This window comes from Kribbella sp. NBC_00382, from assembly GCF_036067295.1.
In the GTDB taxonomy this organism is placed as follows: Bacteria; Actinomycetota; Actinomycetes; order Propionibacteriales; family Kribbellaceae; genus Kribbella.
Map to the genome: position 1 here is coordinate 6,181,143 of NZ_CP107954.1, position 14,459 is coordinate 6,195,601.

The 14,459-nt window shown below is 68.0% G+C and carries 16 protein-coding genes; 13 read left to right on the forward strand and 3 right to left on the reverse strand.

Going from position 1 to position 14,459, the window contains the following annotated elements:
* The first annotated feature begins 32 nt into the window (after positions 1-32).
* The 3 genes from OHA70_RS29430 to OHA70_RS29440 are packed head-to-tail and all read left to right on the forward strand — an operon-like array spanning position 33 to position 4,902.
* On the forward strand, positions 33-3,467 hold the full coding sequence (locus tag OHA70_RS29430) for an error-prone DNA polymerase (RefSeq protein WP_328322936.1): 3,435 nt from the start codon (positions 33-35) through the stop codon (positions 3,465-3,467).
* A gap of 21 nt (positions 3,468-3,488) precedes the next feature.
* Positions 3,489-4,094, forward strand: a complete 606-nt coding sequence (locus tag OHA70_RS29435; RefSeq protein ID WP_328322937.1) for an acyltransferase — start codon at positions 3,489-3,491, stop codon at positions 4,092-4,094.
* A 31-nt stretch (positions 4,095-4,125) separates the two neighbouring features.
* Positions 4,126-4,902: a RibD family protein gene (locus OHA70_RS29440; RefSeq protein WP_328322938.1), complete on the forward strand. Its 777-nt coding sequence runs from the start codon at positions 4,126-4,128 to the stop codon at positions 4,900-4,902.
* A 99-nt stretch (positions 4,903-5,001) separates the two neighbouring features.
* Here OHA70_RS29440 and OHA70_RS29445 read toward each other — a convergent pair whose 3' ends face one another.
* Entirely contained in the window at positions 5,002-5,940 is a 939-nt protein-coding gene (locus OHA70_RS29445) for an aminoglycoside phosphotransferase family protein (protein WP_328322939.1), read from the reverse strand.
* Positions 5,941-6,013: 73 nt separating this feature from the next.
* Between OHA70_RS29445 and OHA70_RS29450 the strand changes: the two genes are divergently transcribed.
* The 5 genes from OHA70_RS29450 to OHA70_RS29470 all read left to right on the forward strand — a co-directional run bounded on the left by OHA70_RS29450 (position 6,014) and on the right by OHA70_RS29470 (position 9,685).
* Entirely contained in the window at positions 6,014-6,286 is a 273-nt protein-coding gene (locus tag OHA70_RS29450) for a VOC family protein (RefSeq protein WP_328322940.1), read from the forward strand.
* Positions 6,287-6,414: 128 nt separating this feature from the next.
* Positions 6,415-7,404, forward strand: coding sequence for a hypothetical protein (locus OHA70_RS29455; protein WP_328322941.1), 990 nt, complete (start codon positions 6,415-6,417; stop codon positions 7,402-7,404).
* Complete coding sequence (locus tag OHA70_RS29460; RefSeq protein ID WP_328322942.1) at positions 7,394-8,452, forward strand: hypothetical protein; 1,059 nt, start codon at positions 7,394-7,396, stop codon at positions 8,450-8,452. The genes OHA70_RS29455 and OHA70_RS29460 overlap by 11 nt, the downstream gene beginning before the upstream one ends.
* Before the next feature lie 55 nt (positions 8,453-8,507).
* Positions 8,508-9,080 (forward strand): RNA polymerase sigma factor, encoded by a 573-nt coding sequence (locus OHA70_RS29465; RefSeq protein WP_328322943.1) that lies wholly within the window; start codon positions 8,508-8,510, stop codon positions 9,078-9,080.
* Complete coding sequence (locus tag OHA70_RS29470) at positions 9,077-9,685, forward strand: hypothetical protein (protein WP_328322944.1); 609 nt, start codon at positions 9,077-9,079, stop codon at positions 9,683-9,685. Before OHA70_RS29465 ends, OHA70_RS29470 begins: the two co-directional genes overlap by 4 nt.
* Here OHA70_RS29470 and OHA70_RS29475 read toward each other — a convergent pair.
* Positions 9,682-10,872, reverse strand: a complete 1,191-nt coding sequence (locus OHA70_RS29475; RefSeq protein WP_328322945.1) for an RNA polymerase sigma factor — start codon at positions 10,870-10,872, stop codon at positions 9,682-9,684. The two genes, OHA70_RS29470 and OHA70_RS29475, sit on opposite strands and share 4 nt — an antisense overlap.
* A complete protein-coding gene (locus OHA70_RS29480) occupies positions 10,872-11,240 on the reverse strand; it encodes a YciI family protein (RefSeq protein WP_328322946.1) in 369 nt (122 codons plus the stop codon). The genes OHA70_RS29475 and OHA70_RS29480 overlap by 1 nt, the downstream gene beginning before the upstream one ends.
* A 162-nt stretch (positions 11,241-11,402) precedes the next feature.
* Between OHA70_RS29480 and OHA70_RS29485 the strand changes: the two genes are divergently transcribed.
* Genes OHA70_RS29485 through gcvH form a run of 5 tightly spaced genes read left to right on the forward strand, consistent with a single transcriptional unit; the run spans position 11,403 to position 14,445 of the window.
* Complete coding sequence (locus OHA70_RS29485; protein ID WP_328322947.1) at positions 11,403-11,999, forward strand: CDP-alcohol phosphatidyltransferase family protein; 597 nt, start codon at positions 11,403-11,405, stop codon at positions 11,997-11,999.
* A gap of 10 nt (positions 12,000-12,009) precedes the next feature.
* Entirely contained in the window at positions 12,010-12,873 is an 864-nt protein-coding gene (locus tag OHA70_RS29490; RefSeq protein ID WP_328322948.1) for a DUF881 domain-containing protein, read from the forward strand.
* Complete coding sequence (locus tag OHA70_RS29495) at positions 12,870-13,202, forward strand: small basic family protein (protein WP_270130514.1); 333 nt, start codon at positions 12,870-12,872, stop codon at positions 13,200-13,202. The genes OHA70_RS29490 and OHA70_RS29495 overlap by 4 nt, the downstream gene beginning before the upstream one ends.
* 1 nt (position 13,203) lies before the next feature.
* Complete coding sequence (locus OHA70_RS29500; RefSeq protein WP_328322949.1) at positions 13,204-14,010, forward strand: DUF881 domain-containing protein; 807 nt, start codon at positions 13,204-13,206, stop codon at positions 14,008-14,010.
* 54 nt (positions 14,011-14,064) lie between these two features.
* A complete protein-coding gene (gene gcvH, locus OHA70_RS29505) occupies positions 14,065-14,445 on the forward strand; it encodes a glycine cleavage system protein GcvH (protein ID WP_328322950.1) in 381 nt (126 codons plus the stop codon).
* The last annotated feature ends 14 nt before the right edge of the window (positions 14,446-14,459 follow it).

The window sequence follows — 14,459 nt, forward strand, 5'->3', positions numbered from 1 at the left end:
CGGGGTATGGCGTCAGGTAGCGGAGTTCTCTGATGGGGTGGGACAACCCGCCGATTCCGTGGTCGGAGTTGGAGCGGAAGTTGTCGAACCGGTCGCGGCCGCCCGCGCCCGCGGACGAGCTGCTGGACGCCGACGGGGGAGACGGGCCGGCCTGGTCGCGGCACCGGCCGCCGTACGATCCGGACCCGGCGGACAAACCGCGCCGCCCCGACGGGCCGGTGGTGCCGTACGCGGAGCTGCACTGCCACTCGTACTACAGCTTTCTCGACGGCGCCTCCTCGCCGGAGCAACTGGTGGAGGAGTCGGTCCGGCTCGGGCTGAACGCGCTCGCGCTGACCGACCACGACGGGTTCTACGGCGTGGTCCGGATGGCCGAGGCGGCGGAGGAGTACGACGAGCTCCAGACCGTGTTCGGCGCCGAGCTGTCCCTCGAGCTGACCAAACCGCAGAACGGGACGGCCGATCCCGAGGGCAGCCACCTGCTGGTGCTGGCCGAGCGCCAGGAGGGGTACCACCGGCTGGCCGGCGCGATCACCGAGGCGCAGTTGCGCGGCCAGGAGAAGGGTCGTCCCGTCTACGACCTGGAGGAGCTTGCGGCGATCGGCGGGGACCACTGGCTGATCCCCACCGGTTGCCGCAAGGGCCTGGTCCGCCGTGCGCTCGAGCTGGGTGGTCAGGCCGACGGGCCGGCCGCGGCGGCGCGTGAGCTCGACCGGTTGACCGCGTTGTTCGGCAAGGACCGGGTGGTGGTCGAGCTGATCGACCACCAGTTGCCGGCGGACAGCACGCGCAACGCGGTGCTGGCCCGGCTCGCGGCCGACGCGGGGTTGCCAGTGATCGCCACCAACAACGTGCACTATGCCCAGCCCCGGCGGCACAAGCTCGCCGCCGCGATCGCCGCCGTCCGGGCTCGGCGCAGCCTCGACGCGATGGACGGCTGGCTGCCACCCGCCGGCACGGCTCACCTGCGCTCGGGGGAGGAGATGCTCGCCCGCTTCCACCGGTACGACGGGGCTGTCGCTCGGACCGTCGAGCTGGCCAACCAGCTGGAGTTCAGCCTGCGGGCGGCCAAACCGAGCCTGCCGCGTCAGGAGGTGCCCCAGGGGTACGACGAGATGGGCTGGCTGGAGAAGCTCTGTGAGGACGGGGTTCGCAAGCGGTACGCCGACAAGCCGAGGTACCGCGACGAAGCCGTCGCCAGGGTCAAGCGTGAGCTGAAGGTGATCAGGAGCCTCAAGTTCCCTGGGTACTTCCTGATCGTGCGCGACATCGTCATGTTCGCCAAGCGGAAGGGGATCCTCTGCCAGGGCCGGGGATCGGCGGCGAACTCGGTGGTCTGCTACGCGCTGGAGATCACCGCGGTCGACCCGGTGCAGTACGACCTTCCCTTCGAGCGGTTCCTGTCCGCGGCGCGGGACGAGGAGCCCGACATCGACGTCGACTTCGACTCCGACCGGCGCGAGGAGGTGATCCAGTACGTCTACGGCAAGTACGGCCGGCGCAACGCGGCCCAGGTGGCGAACGTGATCACCTACCGCCCGAAGCTCGCGGTGCGGGACATGGCCAAGGCGCTCGGGTTCAGCACCGGGCAACAGGACGCGTGGTCCAAGCAAGTGGACGCGTGGGGTGCGGTGCGCAGCAGCGTCGACCACGACATTCCACCTCCAGTGGTGGCGCTCGCCGAGGACCTGCTGAAGTTCCCGCGGCACCTCGGCATCCACTCCGGTGGCATGGTGCTGACCGACATCCCGGTCGGGCACGTGGTGCCGGTCGAGCACGCCCGGATGGAGAACCGGACCGTGCTGCAGTGGGACAAGGACGACTGCGCCTGGATGGGGCTGGTGAAGTTCGACCTGCTCGGGCTCGGCATGCTGGCCGCGCTGCAGTACGCGATGGATCTGGTCCGCGAACACCTCGGCGAGGACTGGAACCTGGACACGATTCCGAAGGAGGAGCGGGGCGTCTACGACCAGCTCTGCAAGGCGGACTCGGTCGGGGTGTTCCAGGTGGAGAGCCGGGCCCAGATGAGCACGCTGCCCCGGTTGCGGCCGCGCAGCTTCTACGACCTGGCGATCGAGGTGGCGCTGATCCGGCCCGGCCCGATCCAGGGTGGTGCGGTGCATCCGTTCATCCGGCGCAAGCTGGGGGAGGAGACGATCACCTATCTGCATCCCGCGCTGGAGCCAGTGCTGAAACGGACCCTGGGCGTGCCGCTGTTCCAGGAGCAGCTGATGCAGATCGCGATGAAGGTCGGCGGTTGCAGCGGTGAGGACGCCGACCTGCTCCGCCGCGCGATGGGCTCCAAACGCGGCGTGGAGAAGATCTCGTCGCTGAAGACCAAGCTGTACGACGGGATGGCGGCGAACGGCATCACCGGCGACACCGCGGACGAGATCTACGAGAAGATCGAGGCCTTCGCGAACTTCGGGTTCGCCGAGTCCCACTCGATCAGCTTCGCACTGCTCGTCTACGCCAGCACCTGGCTGCGGCTGCACTACCCGGCGGCCTTCCTCGCCGCGCTGCTCCGGGCCCAGCCGATGGGCTTCTACTCCCCGCAGTCGCTGGTCGCCGACGCCCGCCGGCACGGCGTCGAGGTGCTCCGTCCCGACCTGTTCACCTCCGGCGTCCATGCCACCCTCGAGTCCGGCGCCGGTGAGGTGGTTGCTACCGGCAATGATTCTTGCCTGGTGAGGGAGCAGCCGCCGATCGGGGATTTCGATCCGACGGTGCCGTTCGACTCGGACCTGCACCGGCGCGACGGCCGGCTCGTGGTGCGGCTGGGGCTGGCCGGGGTGAAGTCGGTCGGGGTGCCGGCGGCGACCACGGTCGTCGAGGAACGCGAGAAGAACGGGCCGTACGCCGATATGGCGGATCTCGTCCGGCGGACCGGGCTGACCGCGGTACAGCTGGAGGCGCTGGCGACAGCGGGGGCGTTCGACTCGTTCGGGCTGTCGCGGCGGCAGGCGTTGTGGAACGCGGGACGTGCTGCCGAGGAGCGTCCGGGGCATCTGTCCGGCGTGAGCAGCTCTGGTCCACCGCCGATGCTGCCCGGGATGACCGGAGTGGAGACGACGATGGCCGACCTGTGGGCCACCGGCATCTCACCCGACGACCACCCGATCCGGCATGTCCGCGCCGCCCTCGACGAGCGCGGCATCCTCCGCGCGAGCCAGCTCTCCACCGCCGAGGACGGCAGCCGTGTCTACGTCGGCGGCGTGGTGACCCATCGCCAACGTCCCGCCACCGCGGCCGGCGTCACCTTCCTCAACCTGGAGGACGAAACCGGCATGATCAACATCGTCTGCTCGAACGGCGTCTGGAACCGCTACCGCCGGATCGCCCGCGAATCCAGCGCGATGATCATCCGCGGCCGCCTCGAACGCTCCCAAGGCGTCACCAACCTGGTAGCCGACAAACTCGAACGCCTCCCACTGGCCGCCAAGACCACCTCCCGCGACTTCCGCTGACCGCCCACTAGCCTGACGGTTGTGGATGACCTTGCTGCTCAGGCGAAGTTGTGGGTGCAGAAGTGGCGGTGGTACCAGCGGAATTCGTTGCCGTGGAATCGGGGGCGGATCCACTGGGAGCTGATGCGTCGTGGGGCGTTCGCGCGGTGGCCATTGCACGGGAACGTGCTGGAGGCGTTCGCGGACGGGCGGCTCGAGGTCGGGGCGCAGACGATGTTCGAGCCCAATGTGTGGATCACGATGGGCGATGAGGGACGGGTGCGGATCGGCGAGGGGACGTTCCTGAACATCGCGGTGATGGTGGCCGCGCACGAGTTGGTCGAGATCGGGTCGCACTGCATGCTGGCCAACGGGTGCTTCGTGACGGACGCCAACCATCGCTTCGACGATCCCGACAGGCCGGTCCCGTGGCAGGGGTTCGATTCCAAGGGGCCGACGCGGATCGGGGACAACGTCTGGCTCGGTGCGAACGTTGTCGTCACCAGCGGGGTGACGATCGGCGATCGGTGCGTCATCGGCGCCAACAGCGTCGTCACGCAGGACATCCCCGCGTACTCGATCGCGGCGGGTGCGCCGGCGAAAGTGCTGCGCACCATCACGTACGAGAGCGCCGCGACGGACGGCTGAATTGTCGGTGGCGGCCGGTAGTACTGGGTGAATGGAACAGATCGGTCGACCCAGGGTTGTGGTCTCGGTGACGATGTCGGTCGACGGACGGGTCACGCTCAGCCGCGATCGGCTGCTGATGGACGAGAGTGCCTCGAAGGTCTGGCAATCGTTGGCGCCTGCCAGTGCCCAGATACTCGACAAGGCGCGCTCCGCACAGCTCGACAGCCTGTATCAACCTGAGGCGATCCTGGAGGGCAGCGGCTCGTTGGTCGCTGACTCTGCCGGACCGCTGACCGATCTGCCGACCGAGTTCGACTACTCGGTGGACCTGCTCTACAGCGATTTCCTGCCCGATGAGGTGGTCAAGCGACCCGGTCATGAGAAGTGGTTCGTCGTCGTCGACAGCCGCGGCCGGGTCACCTGGGAAGACGAGGACCACGGGGAGTGGGACGTCCTGGTGCTGGTCGCGCATTCCACTCCGGCGGCTTATCTCGCGCATCTCCGGACCCGACGCATCTGCTACTTGGTTGCCGGTGACGAACGGGTTGATCTCGCCGTCGCGCTGGGGCGCATGCGGGACCGGTTAGGTGTCAGTTGCGTCTTGTCCACAGCCGGCGGCGGGCTCAACGGCGCGTTGCTTCGGGCCGGTCTGGTTGATGAGATTCAGCTTCTGGTGCTTCCGGCTGTGATCGGCGGGCTCGGCACCCCGACGGTGTTCGACGGTCCTGAGCTCGGCGATCACGACCTGCCGACGCGACTGGAGTTGCTCTCCAGCCATACCGAAACAGACGGCATGCTCTGGCTCCGCTACAAGGTGGTCCGATAGAACACCCGCGCTGGCTCGTTGCTCGCTCCTCCATCGCGCGGGAACGAGAGTAGGCATGAGTGCCCGAGCGAGCGGGCCGAGGGTCGACCGTCTGGCGGGTTAGGTCGGGTGGGGTGGGGTTAGGTGGTTTATGAGGGTTTCGACCAGGGTGAGGAGGTTGGTGCGGGCTTGTCCGGCGCGGCCTCGACGGTAGCCGTTGTGGTGGCCCCAGAAGGCGGTTTGGACTGCGTGGAGTTGGGCCCAGCGGCCTACGCGGGTGCGGTCCAGGTGGGCGGCTTCAGAGAAGATGTCGAGGGTGCGGTGGAGGCGTCGGCCCGCGTCGGGGATGGTGAGGATGGTGAGGGCGCGGGTCTTGAGGAGGGTGCCGGCGTCGTAGGCGGGATCTCCGGCGTAGCCCTTGGGGTCTACTGCCAGCCAGGGTTCGCGGTCGGAGCGGAGGATGTTTTTGCCGTGGAAATCGCCGTGGATGACCAGGTTCGGTTGCTTGCGAGCGAGTTCCTGGATTGTTGATCGTGCGGCATCGAGCGCAGCGACAGGAAGTCCGTGGTCCAGCTCTCGGGCGTCCCTCTCGAGCTCCTCCTCCCAGGAGTCCGCTTGAGCCTGTAGGCGGGGGAGTACGGCAGGGGCGGGAACGGCTAGCCGCTGGCTCAGGCGGCCTGCTACCTCGGCGATCTCGTCCTCGTCGGTGAGGGAGGCGAGCGTTACCGGGTGGGCGCGTTCGAGGAGCATCGCGAAATGCTCGTCGTCGCGTTCGTACAGTTCGACGGCGCCGCGGCCCTGCCAGGTGGCGAACGCGTCGGGCTCGTACAGGTTGCCGGGGTGGGGGAAGGACACCTTCAGTACTGCGGGTCCCGCGCCTCTTCGTAGTACCGGAACGATGATCCCGACGCCGCCGAACATGACGGCGCCGTCCGGCTCGCAGTTCCAGCGCTCGAGTAGTTCGGCGACTAGCGAGGGGAGCGCGTCGAGCCACGGAGTACAGGCTTCGCCCTCACGAGCGACTGTGGTGCGAGTGAACTCGGCCGGGACGACGATCATCCGGATCAAGCTACCTCGCTGACGGAGCACTGATCTGGCCGAGCGCTAACTTCGGAGGATGCACAGAAGCCGAGTGTCTACTTTTCTGATCGACGTCCCGCGGGAGCAGGCGACGGAGGCTGCGACGTTCTGGTCGGCGGCCTTGGACGCGACGCCGGAGAGTGAGCCGGGCGAGCCGCAGTACACGGATTTGAAGGGAGCGTTGCCGGGGTTCGTGCTGGCTGTTCAGGCAGTGGATGACGAGCCGCGGTACCACCTCGACATCGAGACCGACGATGTCGCCGCTGAGGTTGCTCTGCGTCATCCCGCTCCACAGTGCGCCGGAGGACTTCGCGGCGCACGCTAATACGTGGGTGTAGGTGATTACCTTTCTGATCACGGGCAGTCGGCGATCAGAAAAGTGATCACGGGAGATGCTTTGGTTGCTGGTGGCATGGACTAAGGAGAACACCGTGCGCACCTAGGGTCGGGTGGGTGAAGACGGTATGGCGGGCGGTGGGGTTGTTTTGGTTGGCGCCGTTGGTGGGGGAGTTCCTGCTCGGGAATCAGCCGGTGACCGAGTTGCCGTCGATCTTGTTGTTCGCGCCGATGTACGGCGGTGGCGCGTTGCTGATCCGGGAGGTGGCACGGCGGGCCGGGATCGGGTGGACGGGGATCGTGCTGCTGGCAGCGGCGTACGGGCTGCTTGAGGAAGGGCCGATCGACCAGATGCTGTTCAACCCTGGGTACCTCGGGCTGGACAGCTTCGCAGGGTTTGCGCTGGTCCCGGGGCTCGGGGTGAGTGTGTCGCTGGTGCAGGGGACGGTGACGCTGCACACCATCTGGAGCATCTGCGTGCCGATCGCGCTGGTCGAAGGGTTCGCCCCGGAGTCGACGCGGCCCTGGCTTGGGCGGCTGGGGCTGACGGTGGTCGCGCTGATCTTCACTCTCGGGTCGACGTTGCTGGGGGTCATGCAGGCGGTCGGCTTCCACTTCGTCGCGTCGCCGGCGCAGTTCGCGGGCTCGGCGGTGGCTATCGCAGTACTGGTCGTCCTTGCCTTCGTACTGGGCCGGCGTGCAGGTCATCGGCGTACGGGCAAACCGGTGCCGAGCCCGCTCAGAGTAGGAGTAGTGGCCTTCGCGGCGACCAGCCTCTACTGGGTGGAGTCCGAGTTCCTCCCGGACGACTGGCTCCCCGAGTGGGTCTCCATAGCGTGGTGGTTCGTCCTCTTCGGCGGTACTACGGCCGCGATCGTCCACTGGTCGCGTGGCAAAGGCTGGGGCCCCCGCCACCGCCTGGCCCTCGCCACCGGCGCCCTACTGACCTACGCCTGGGCCGGCTACTCCCACGCGAGCGACATGGACAACGTCTCGCTACCCATAGCTCTACTCGGCAACACCCTCTTCGCCCTCGCAGCAGGCATCCTGGTCCTGATCCTCTGGCGAAGACTGGGGACGCCGAGAGGGGTGGAGCATGTCCGGTGACAGCATCAAAGAGCTGTCAGTACCAAGCGAGCTAGGGGTAATTGCCGACCTGGCACCAGTGGACGGCCAGGACCGGCCCGTATGGCTGGTGCTGGGGGAGGACGGCCAGATCAGCCGGTGGGACCTCGAGACTGGTGAGCACACGCCTGTCGGGATCACCACCGTCCCGTTGGAGCCAGACCATGATCCGTGGGACGGGCATGAGCTCCGCCGCCACCTCCATGCGTCCAGCGACGGCTCCTTCGCCGCGGTGGTCAATGACTTCGGCCGGTGCGGCGAGGTGCTCGACCTGCGGACCGGCGAGCTCACGTTGACCCTCGACAACGAGAGCGACGATCTGGAGACGGTGCCGTTCTCGCTGGCGTTCGCGCGACACAGGGGACGGGATGTCGTCATCCACCGCGCCGATTGGAACCGGCTGGACGTGTCGGACCCGGCGACAGGGAGGCTGCTCACCGATCGGGCGAGTCCGGTGCAGACCGAAACCGAGCACTCGCCGGAGCATTATCTCGACTACTTCCATGGCGCCTTGCGGGTGAGCCCCGACGGGCGGCAGGTAGTCGACGACGGTTGGGTCTGGCAGCCCGCCGGATTCCCGACCGTGTGGAGCCTCGAGCGCTGGATCGAGGACAACGTGTGGGAGTCCGAGGACGGTCCGACCAGAATCGAACTGTGCGACCGGGGGTACTACTGGAACCGCTCGGTGGTCTGGATCGACTCGGTCCGGGTGGCTCTCGAAGGGCTCGGTGACGACGACGCCAACAACATGTTGCCCGGTGCACGGATCTTCGACACCAGCCGGCGTACTCAGCTGCCGGGATGGAAGGCGGAGACAGCCCTGGAGTTGCCGGCCGTCGACGGACCGGCCGGGCGCTTCTTCAGCGATGGCGTCAGCCTGTTCAGCTCGGCCGAGACCGGGTTGTCGAAGTGGGACCTGGAGAAAGGAAGCCTGATCGAGGAGTGGGAGGGGTTCTCGCCGACCCACCACCACCGGGGTGCTGGGCAGTTCTTGCAGCTGGCCGACGGACTGGTCCGGCTCTGGCCGTAACGCGGTGCCGGGCTCGGGCCAAGTACTGGTGTAAACCGAGGCGAGAGGGTGGGTAGTGGCAGAACTACTGGAGATCGGGCGGGATCCCGCCGCGTTCGAGGCGTTCTATCGGGAGCACATCGAGAAGGTGCAGCGGTTTGTCGCCCGGCGAGTGGATGATCCGTTCCTGGCGGCCGACCTGACCGCCGAGGTCTTCCTCGCGGCGATCGACTCCGCGCACAGCTACCGGCCGGGCCGCGGTACGCCGACCGGGTGGCTCTACGGCGTTGCGCAGAACGTGGTCTCGTCAGAGCGGCGCAGGCAGGCCAGAGAGCTGAGGGCGAACCAGCGTGTCTCCGGGCGAAGGTTGCTGACGCCGGACGACGTGAGCCGGCTGGAGGAACGCATCGACGCCGAGGAGGGTGCACGCACGCTCCTGCGGGCAATGGACGAGCTGCCCGACGGCGAACGCGCGGTACTGGAGTTGGTCGCGCTGGATGGGATCTCACCGCAGGAGGCGGCGCAGGTCCTCGGTATCCGGGCCGCCACCGCAAGGGTCCGGCTGCATCGAGCCCGTACCCGGCTGCGTGACGGCATGCCACCGCCGATCACCTCACTCGCCGACATCACATCGGAGGCCACCTCATGAAGACATTCGAAGACGAACTGCTGACCGAACTCAAGACCGTCGTCGCGGAGCGAACCCACGCCGAGCCGACCGTAAAACGCAGGCGTCGCCTGGTCGTCGGCCTGGCTGCCGCCGTGACGCTGGCCGCCGGTACTGCGATCGCCGTACCGCTGATCGGTGGCGACAAGACCACCGCGACCGCGACCGCGACGACGTTCTCGGTGACGAGGGCGGCGGACGGCACAGCCCAGCTGACCATCACCGGCCAGGACCCGGATGAGCTGGAACGGGCCTTCGCGAAGACCGGGATCAAGGCAGAGGTGACGTTCCTGAAGCCAGGCGAGTACTGCCGCCGTACTCCGGTCGGCCAGAGCTCGCCAGAGCACATGCTGATCCGCTATTGGCTGGCCTTCAACGTGGCGAAGGCGGGCGGGCCTGGCGACCAGCTCCCCCGGCCGAAGTCCCGTGGCTGGACGCTGATCGTCGAGGCACCCACGCAGCAAGAGGTCCGGGTACGTCCCACCGATGGCGGGGACGGCGTGTATGGCGGGCTGGGCAAGAAGGACGCCCTCTCGGTCGACTTCCTGAAGGACGGCACCTTCGGCCCCTGCGTGGTGAGTCGCTAGAGCGAACCGGCGCGGCCGAGTAGGTACTGCTGCTCGGGGCCGCTGAGCGTCAGCCGGGCAGCGAGGCGGTACGCGTCTCGGGCGGCAGCGCTGTCGCCCGAGAGCTCGAGCAGATGCGCCCGGACGGCTTCGACCCGGTGGTGGTCTTTCAAAGCTGGGTCGATGGTGGCGAGGCGTTCGAGCCCGTACTCCGGGCCATGGACCATCGCGACCGCGACGATGCGGTTCAAACTCACCATCGGACCGGGGGCCAGCGTCTCCAGCAGCTCATAGAGGACGAGGATCTGGCGCCAGTCGGTGTCCTCGGCCCGGGCCGCCTCATCGTGTACTGCGGCGATCGCCGCCTGCAGCTGGTACGGGCCGATCGGTGCCGTCCGCAACGTGCCCGAGATCAACTCGGTGCCCTCGGCAACAAACCCACGGATCCACAACGACCGGTCCTGCTCGGGCAGCGGGATCAGCGCGCCGTCCGCCGACGTACGGGCCGGGCGGCGCGCGTCGGTCAGCAGCATCAGCGCGAGCAGCCCGGCGACCTCGCCCTCCGACGGGAGCTGGGCGAACAGCTGCCGCGCCAACCGGATCGCCTCAGCACTCAGCTCGACCCGCTGCAGGCTCTCACCCGAGCTGGCCGTGTAGCCCTCGTTGAAGATCAGATAGAGCACCTGCAGTACTGCGGCCAGCCGCTCCGGCAGCTCATCAGGCGGCGGCATCCGGAACTCCGCGCCCTGCTTCTTGATCGAAGCCTTGGCCCGGCTGATCCGCTGGCCGATCGTCGACTCCGGCACCAGGAATGCGCGCGCGATCTCGCCCGTGGTGAGCCCGCCGACCGCCCGCAATGTCAGCGCGATCTGCGACGGGGGAGTGAGCGACGGATGGCAGCAGAGGAACAACAGGGTCAGAGAGTCGTCAGAACCAACGGGCGCAGGCTCCACCGGCTCCAACGAAGCGACGGTCTCCTCGCGCCGGAGCCGGGCCGCTTCGCTGCGCAGCATCTCGATCCGCCGGCGCGACGCGACGGTGATCAGCCAGCTGCGCGGATTCTCGGGCAGCCCGTCGACCGGCCACTGCTGCGACGCGGCCAGCAGCGCCTCCTGGACGGCGTCCTCGCAGGTGTCGAACCCGCCGTACCGGCGTACCAGCGGGCCGACGATCTGCGGGGCGAGCTCCCGCAGCAGCTGGTCGATCATCAGCTGAAGGAACTCAGGTCCCGGATCGGCCGGACCTCGACGATGCTGAACGGCGCCTCCGGGATCTGCGGCACGATCTCCAGCGCACGCTCCATCGAGTCGCAGTCGAGCAGGTAGAACCCGGCCAGCTGCTCCTTCACCTCGGCGAACGGCCCGTCGGTGGTCATCGGCTGACCGTCGCGGAACAGCACCTGCTTGGTCGCCGCCGGATCGCCCAGCGAGTGCGACACGACCAGCTCGCCGCTGGCCGCGAGGGCGTCGTTGAGGGCGGTGTAGCCGGTCATCGACTCGGCCTTCTGCTCGTCGGACAGCCCGTCCCAGACCTGCCGCGACTCGGGATTGCCGTAGATCAGTACCAGAAACTTCACCGTCCCACCCTAGGACCAGCGGAGGCCGCACTACGGCTGATCTCGATCAGGTCACCGCCGGTGTGGCCGGGGCATGGCCCGGTACCGGGCCCAAGTACAGTAACGACCGGGACAGGGGCGCCGTTCGCGGTCGCCCGATTCGCAGAGCTGGGGGAGGATCGCGTGCCGGACTTGGAAGTGTCCGACCGGGTACTGACGATCCCGAACGCACTGAGCTTCATCCGGCTACTGGGCGTACCGCTCTTCCTCTGGCTGATCCTTGGGCCGAAGGAAGACGGCTGGGCGCTGCTGGTGCTCGCGATCTCGGGCTTCACCGACTGGGCCGACGGCCAGATCGCCCGCCGGATGAACCAGACGACCCGGCTCGGCCAGATGCTCGACCCGGTCGCAGACCGGCTCTACATCTTCGCCACCGTGCTCGGCCTCGCGCTGCGCGACATCATCCCGTGGTGGCTTGCGATCGCGCTGCCGTTGCGGGACCTGCTGCTCACCTTCGCCCTGCCGGCCCTGCACCGCCGGGGCGTCAACGCGCTGCCGGTGCATTTCCTCGGTAAGTCCGCGACCTTCTGTCTGCTGTACGCGTTCCCGTTGCTGCTGCTCGGTGATGGGGACAGCACACTCAACCTGCTGGCCCGCGTCTTCGGCTGGGCCTTCGCGATCTGGGGTACCGCTCTGTACTACTGGGCCGGCGCCCTGTACTTCGCACAGCTGCGCCACCTGATGCAGACCGTGAAGCCGATCAGCAACCAGGCGGGCTAAGGGCGATCCCGTGACCCAGTCTCCACCCGGCCAGTCCCCACCCGGCCAGTCTCCACCCGGGCAGCGACGCGTCGACGCGTCCATGTCGTTGCTGAACAACCTGATGGCCCACCCGCTGGACGAGGGGTACGCCGTCGCGGCCCGGCAGCGGCCGGCCCAGGGTGACAAGGCCAACAAGTCGCGGCACCGGATCATCCTGGTGATCGCCCTGCTCTTCCTCGGTTTCCTGCTCGCCGTCGCCGCGTCGCAGAACTATCGCAGCGCGCCCGAGGCGGAGAAGCAGCGCAAAGAGCTGATCACCCGGATCAACACGGCCGACAACCGGTTGACCGACCTGCGGGGCCAGCAGACGAAGCTCGCCGACGAGGTCCGCGGTCTGCAGGCCGGTGGGCTGAGCAACACGAGCGAAGGCGCCGCGCTGCAGCAGAAGCTGAACGACCTCGAGCTACAGGTCGGCGCGGTCGCGGTCACCGGCCCGGGCCTGAAGGCCGTCGTCGACGACGCCAAGGACTCAGACGACAAGCAGGGGCGGCTGCTCGACGTCGACCTGCAGCAGTTCGTCAACGGTCTGTGGACGGCCGGCGCGGAGGCGATCTCGGTGAACGGTCACCGGCTCACCACGCTGACCGCGATCCGCGGTGCGGGCAGCGCGATCACCGTCGACTACAGTTCGCTGACCCCGCCGTACACAGTGCTGGCGATCGGGGACACCGCGACCATGCCGGCCCGGTTCGCGCAGAGCTCGGGCGGCCAGTGGGTGCAGTACCTGGTCTCCAATTTCCATGTCCGGATGACGATCACGACGGAGGATTCCTTGCTGGTGCCAGCCGATGCCACCATCGCGCTGCGGTACGCGAAGGTGGGCGGGAGATGATCGCCGTCCTCGGCCTGGTGATCGGCGTCGTCGTCGGTCTGCTGGTCGCTCCCGACGTACCCGACTGGGCGCAGCCCTATCTGCCGATCGCGGTGGTCGCCGCGCTCGACGCGGTGTTCGGCGCTCTGAGGGCGTTCCTGGACGGCATCTTCGACGACAAGGTGTTCGTCGTCTCGTTCGTCTCGAACGTGCTGATCGCGGCCCTGATCGTGTACCTGGGCGACCAGCTCGGGGTCGGCTCGCAGCTGTCCACCGGCGTCGTGGTCGTGCTCGGGATCCGGATCTTCACCAACATGGCCGCGATCCGGCGTCACGTCTTCAGGGCCTGAGATGAGTACCGACGACCCGTTCCCGCCGCCGGAGCCGGCCGAGCCGACGCCGATGCCCAAGCCGAAGCCGAAGGTGCCGAACCTGGCGCTGCGGCGGCTGCGGACCGGCTTCAAGCCGTCCCGTGGGCAGGCGATCGTGGCTGTCGTGCTGGCGCTGGTGGCCTGTATGGCGGTCGTCCAGGTCCGGGTGAACCGGGCCGACGACGGCTACCAGAACGCCCGCCGCGAGGACCTGATCGCGATCCTCGACGGCCTGGGCCAGAACACCCGGCGGCTGGAGACCGAGATCACCGAACTGGAGGCGCGCAAGAACACGCTGACCTCCAGCGCGGACAAGGCGCAGACTGCCCGCGAGCAGGCCGAGCAGCAGGTGCGCGTGCTCGGCATCCTGGCCGGTACGTTGCCGGCCGTCGGCTCTGGGGTCCGGATCACGCTGACCGACCCGGAGGCCAAGATGCAGTCCAGTAACCTGCTGGACGCGATCGAGGAGCTCCGCGACGCGGGCGCCGAGGCGATCCAGATCAACGGCCAGGTCCGGGTGGTGGCCAGCACCGATCTGGTCGACGATCCGCCCGGCGTGAAGATCGACGGTGAGAAGGTGCAGTCGCCGTACGTGATCGAGGCGATCGGGGAGTCCCACAACCTGGCCGAGGCGGCCAACTTCCCCGGTGGTCTGGTGAGCGAGGTGGAAGGCCCGCAGATCGGTGGCCGGGCCGAGGTGAGCGAGCTGCCGAGCCTGTCGATCACCGTCTTGCACACGCCGGAGGAGCATCGTTACGCTCGCCCGGCACCGAGCCCGACAAAGTAGCCCCCCAGTAGACCCATTGCCTGGCAGTTTCCATTGGAAGAAAGAGGGACCGAGGTGTACCCCGAAGACCTGAAGTACACGGCCGAGCACGAGTGGGTGAAGGCCGGCGACGGCCCGGTGCGGGTCGGTATCACCGACTTCGCCCAGGACGCGCTCGGCGACATCGTGTACGTGCAGCTGCCCGAGGTCGGCACCGCTGTCCGGGCCGGCGACTCCTGTGGTGAGCTGGAGTCGACCAAGAGCGTCAGCGACCTGTTCGCGCCCCTCAACGGCACCGTACGGGCCGTCAACGAGGCGCTGGCCGACCAGCCCGACCTGGTCAACACCGACCCGTACGGCGAGGGCTGGCTGCTCGACATCGAGGTCGACGACGACGACGAGATCGAGGCGTTGATGGACGCCGACACGTACAAGGGCCAGCTCGACCAGAGCTGAGCGGCAACAACTGG

Coding starts and splice junctions, on each gene's coding strand:
- OHA70_RS29430 (WP_328322936.1), top strand. CDS start 33: ATGGGGTGGGACAACCCGCCGATTCCGTGGTCGGAGTTGGAGCGGAAG.
- OHA70_RS29440 (WP_328322938.1), top strand. CDS start 4,126: ATGGAACAGATCGGTCGACCCAGGGTTGTGGTCTCGGTGACGATGTCG.
- OHA70_RS29445 (WP_328322939.1), bottom strand. CDS start 5,940: ATGATCGTCGTCCCGGCCGAGTTCACTCGCACCACAGTCGCTCGTGAG.
- OHA70_RS29460 (WP_328322942.1), top strand. CDS start 7,394: ATGTCCGGTGACAGCATCAAAGAGCTGTCAGTACCAAGCGAGCTAGGG.
- OHA70_RS29470 (WP_328322944.1), top strand. CDS start 9,077: ATGAAGACATTCGAAGACGAACTGCTGACCGAACTCAAGACCGTCGTC.
- OHA70_RS29475 (WP_328322945.1), bottom strand. CDS start 10,872: ATGATCGACCAGCTGCTGCGGGAGCTCGCCCCGCAGATCGTCGGCCCG.
- OHA70_RS29495 (WP_270130514.1), top strand. CDS start 12,870: ATGATCGCCGTCCTCGGCCTGGTGATCGGCGTCGTCGTCGGTCTGCTG.
- OHA70_RS29500 (WP_328322949.1), top strand. CDS start 13,204: ATGAGTACCGACGACCCGTTCCCGCCGCCGGAGCCGGCCGAGCCGACG.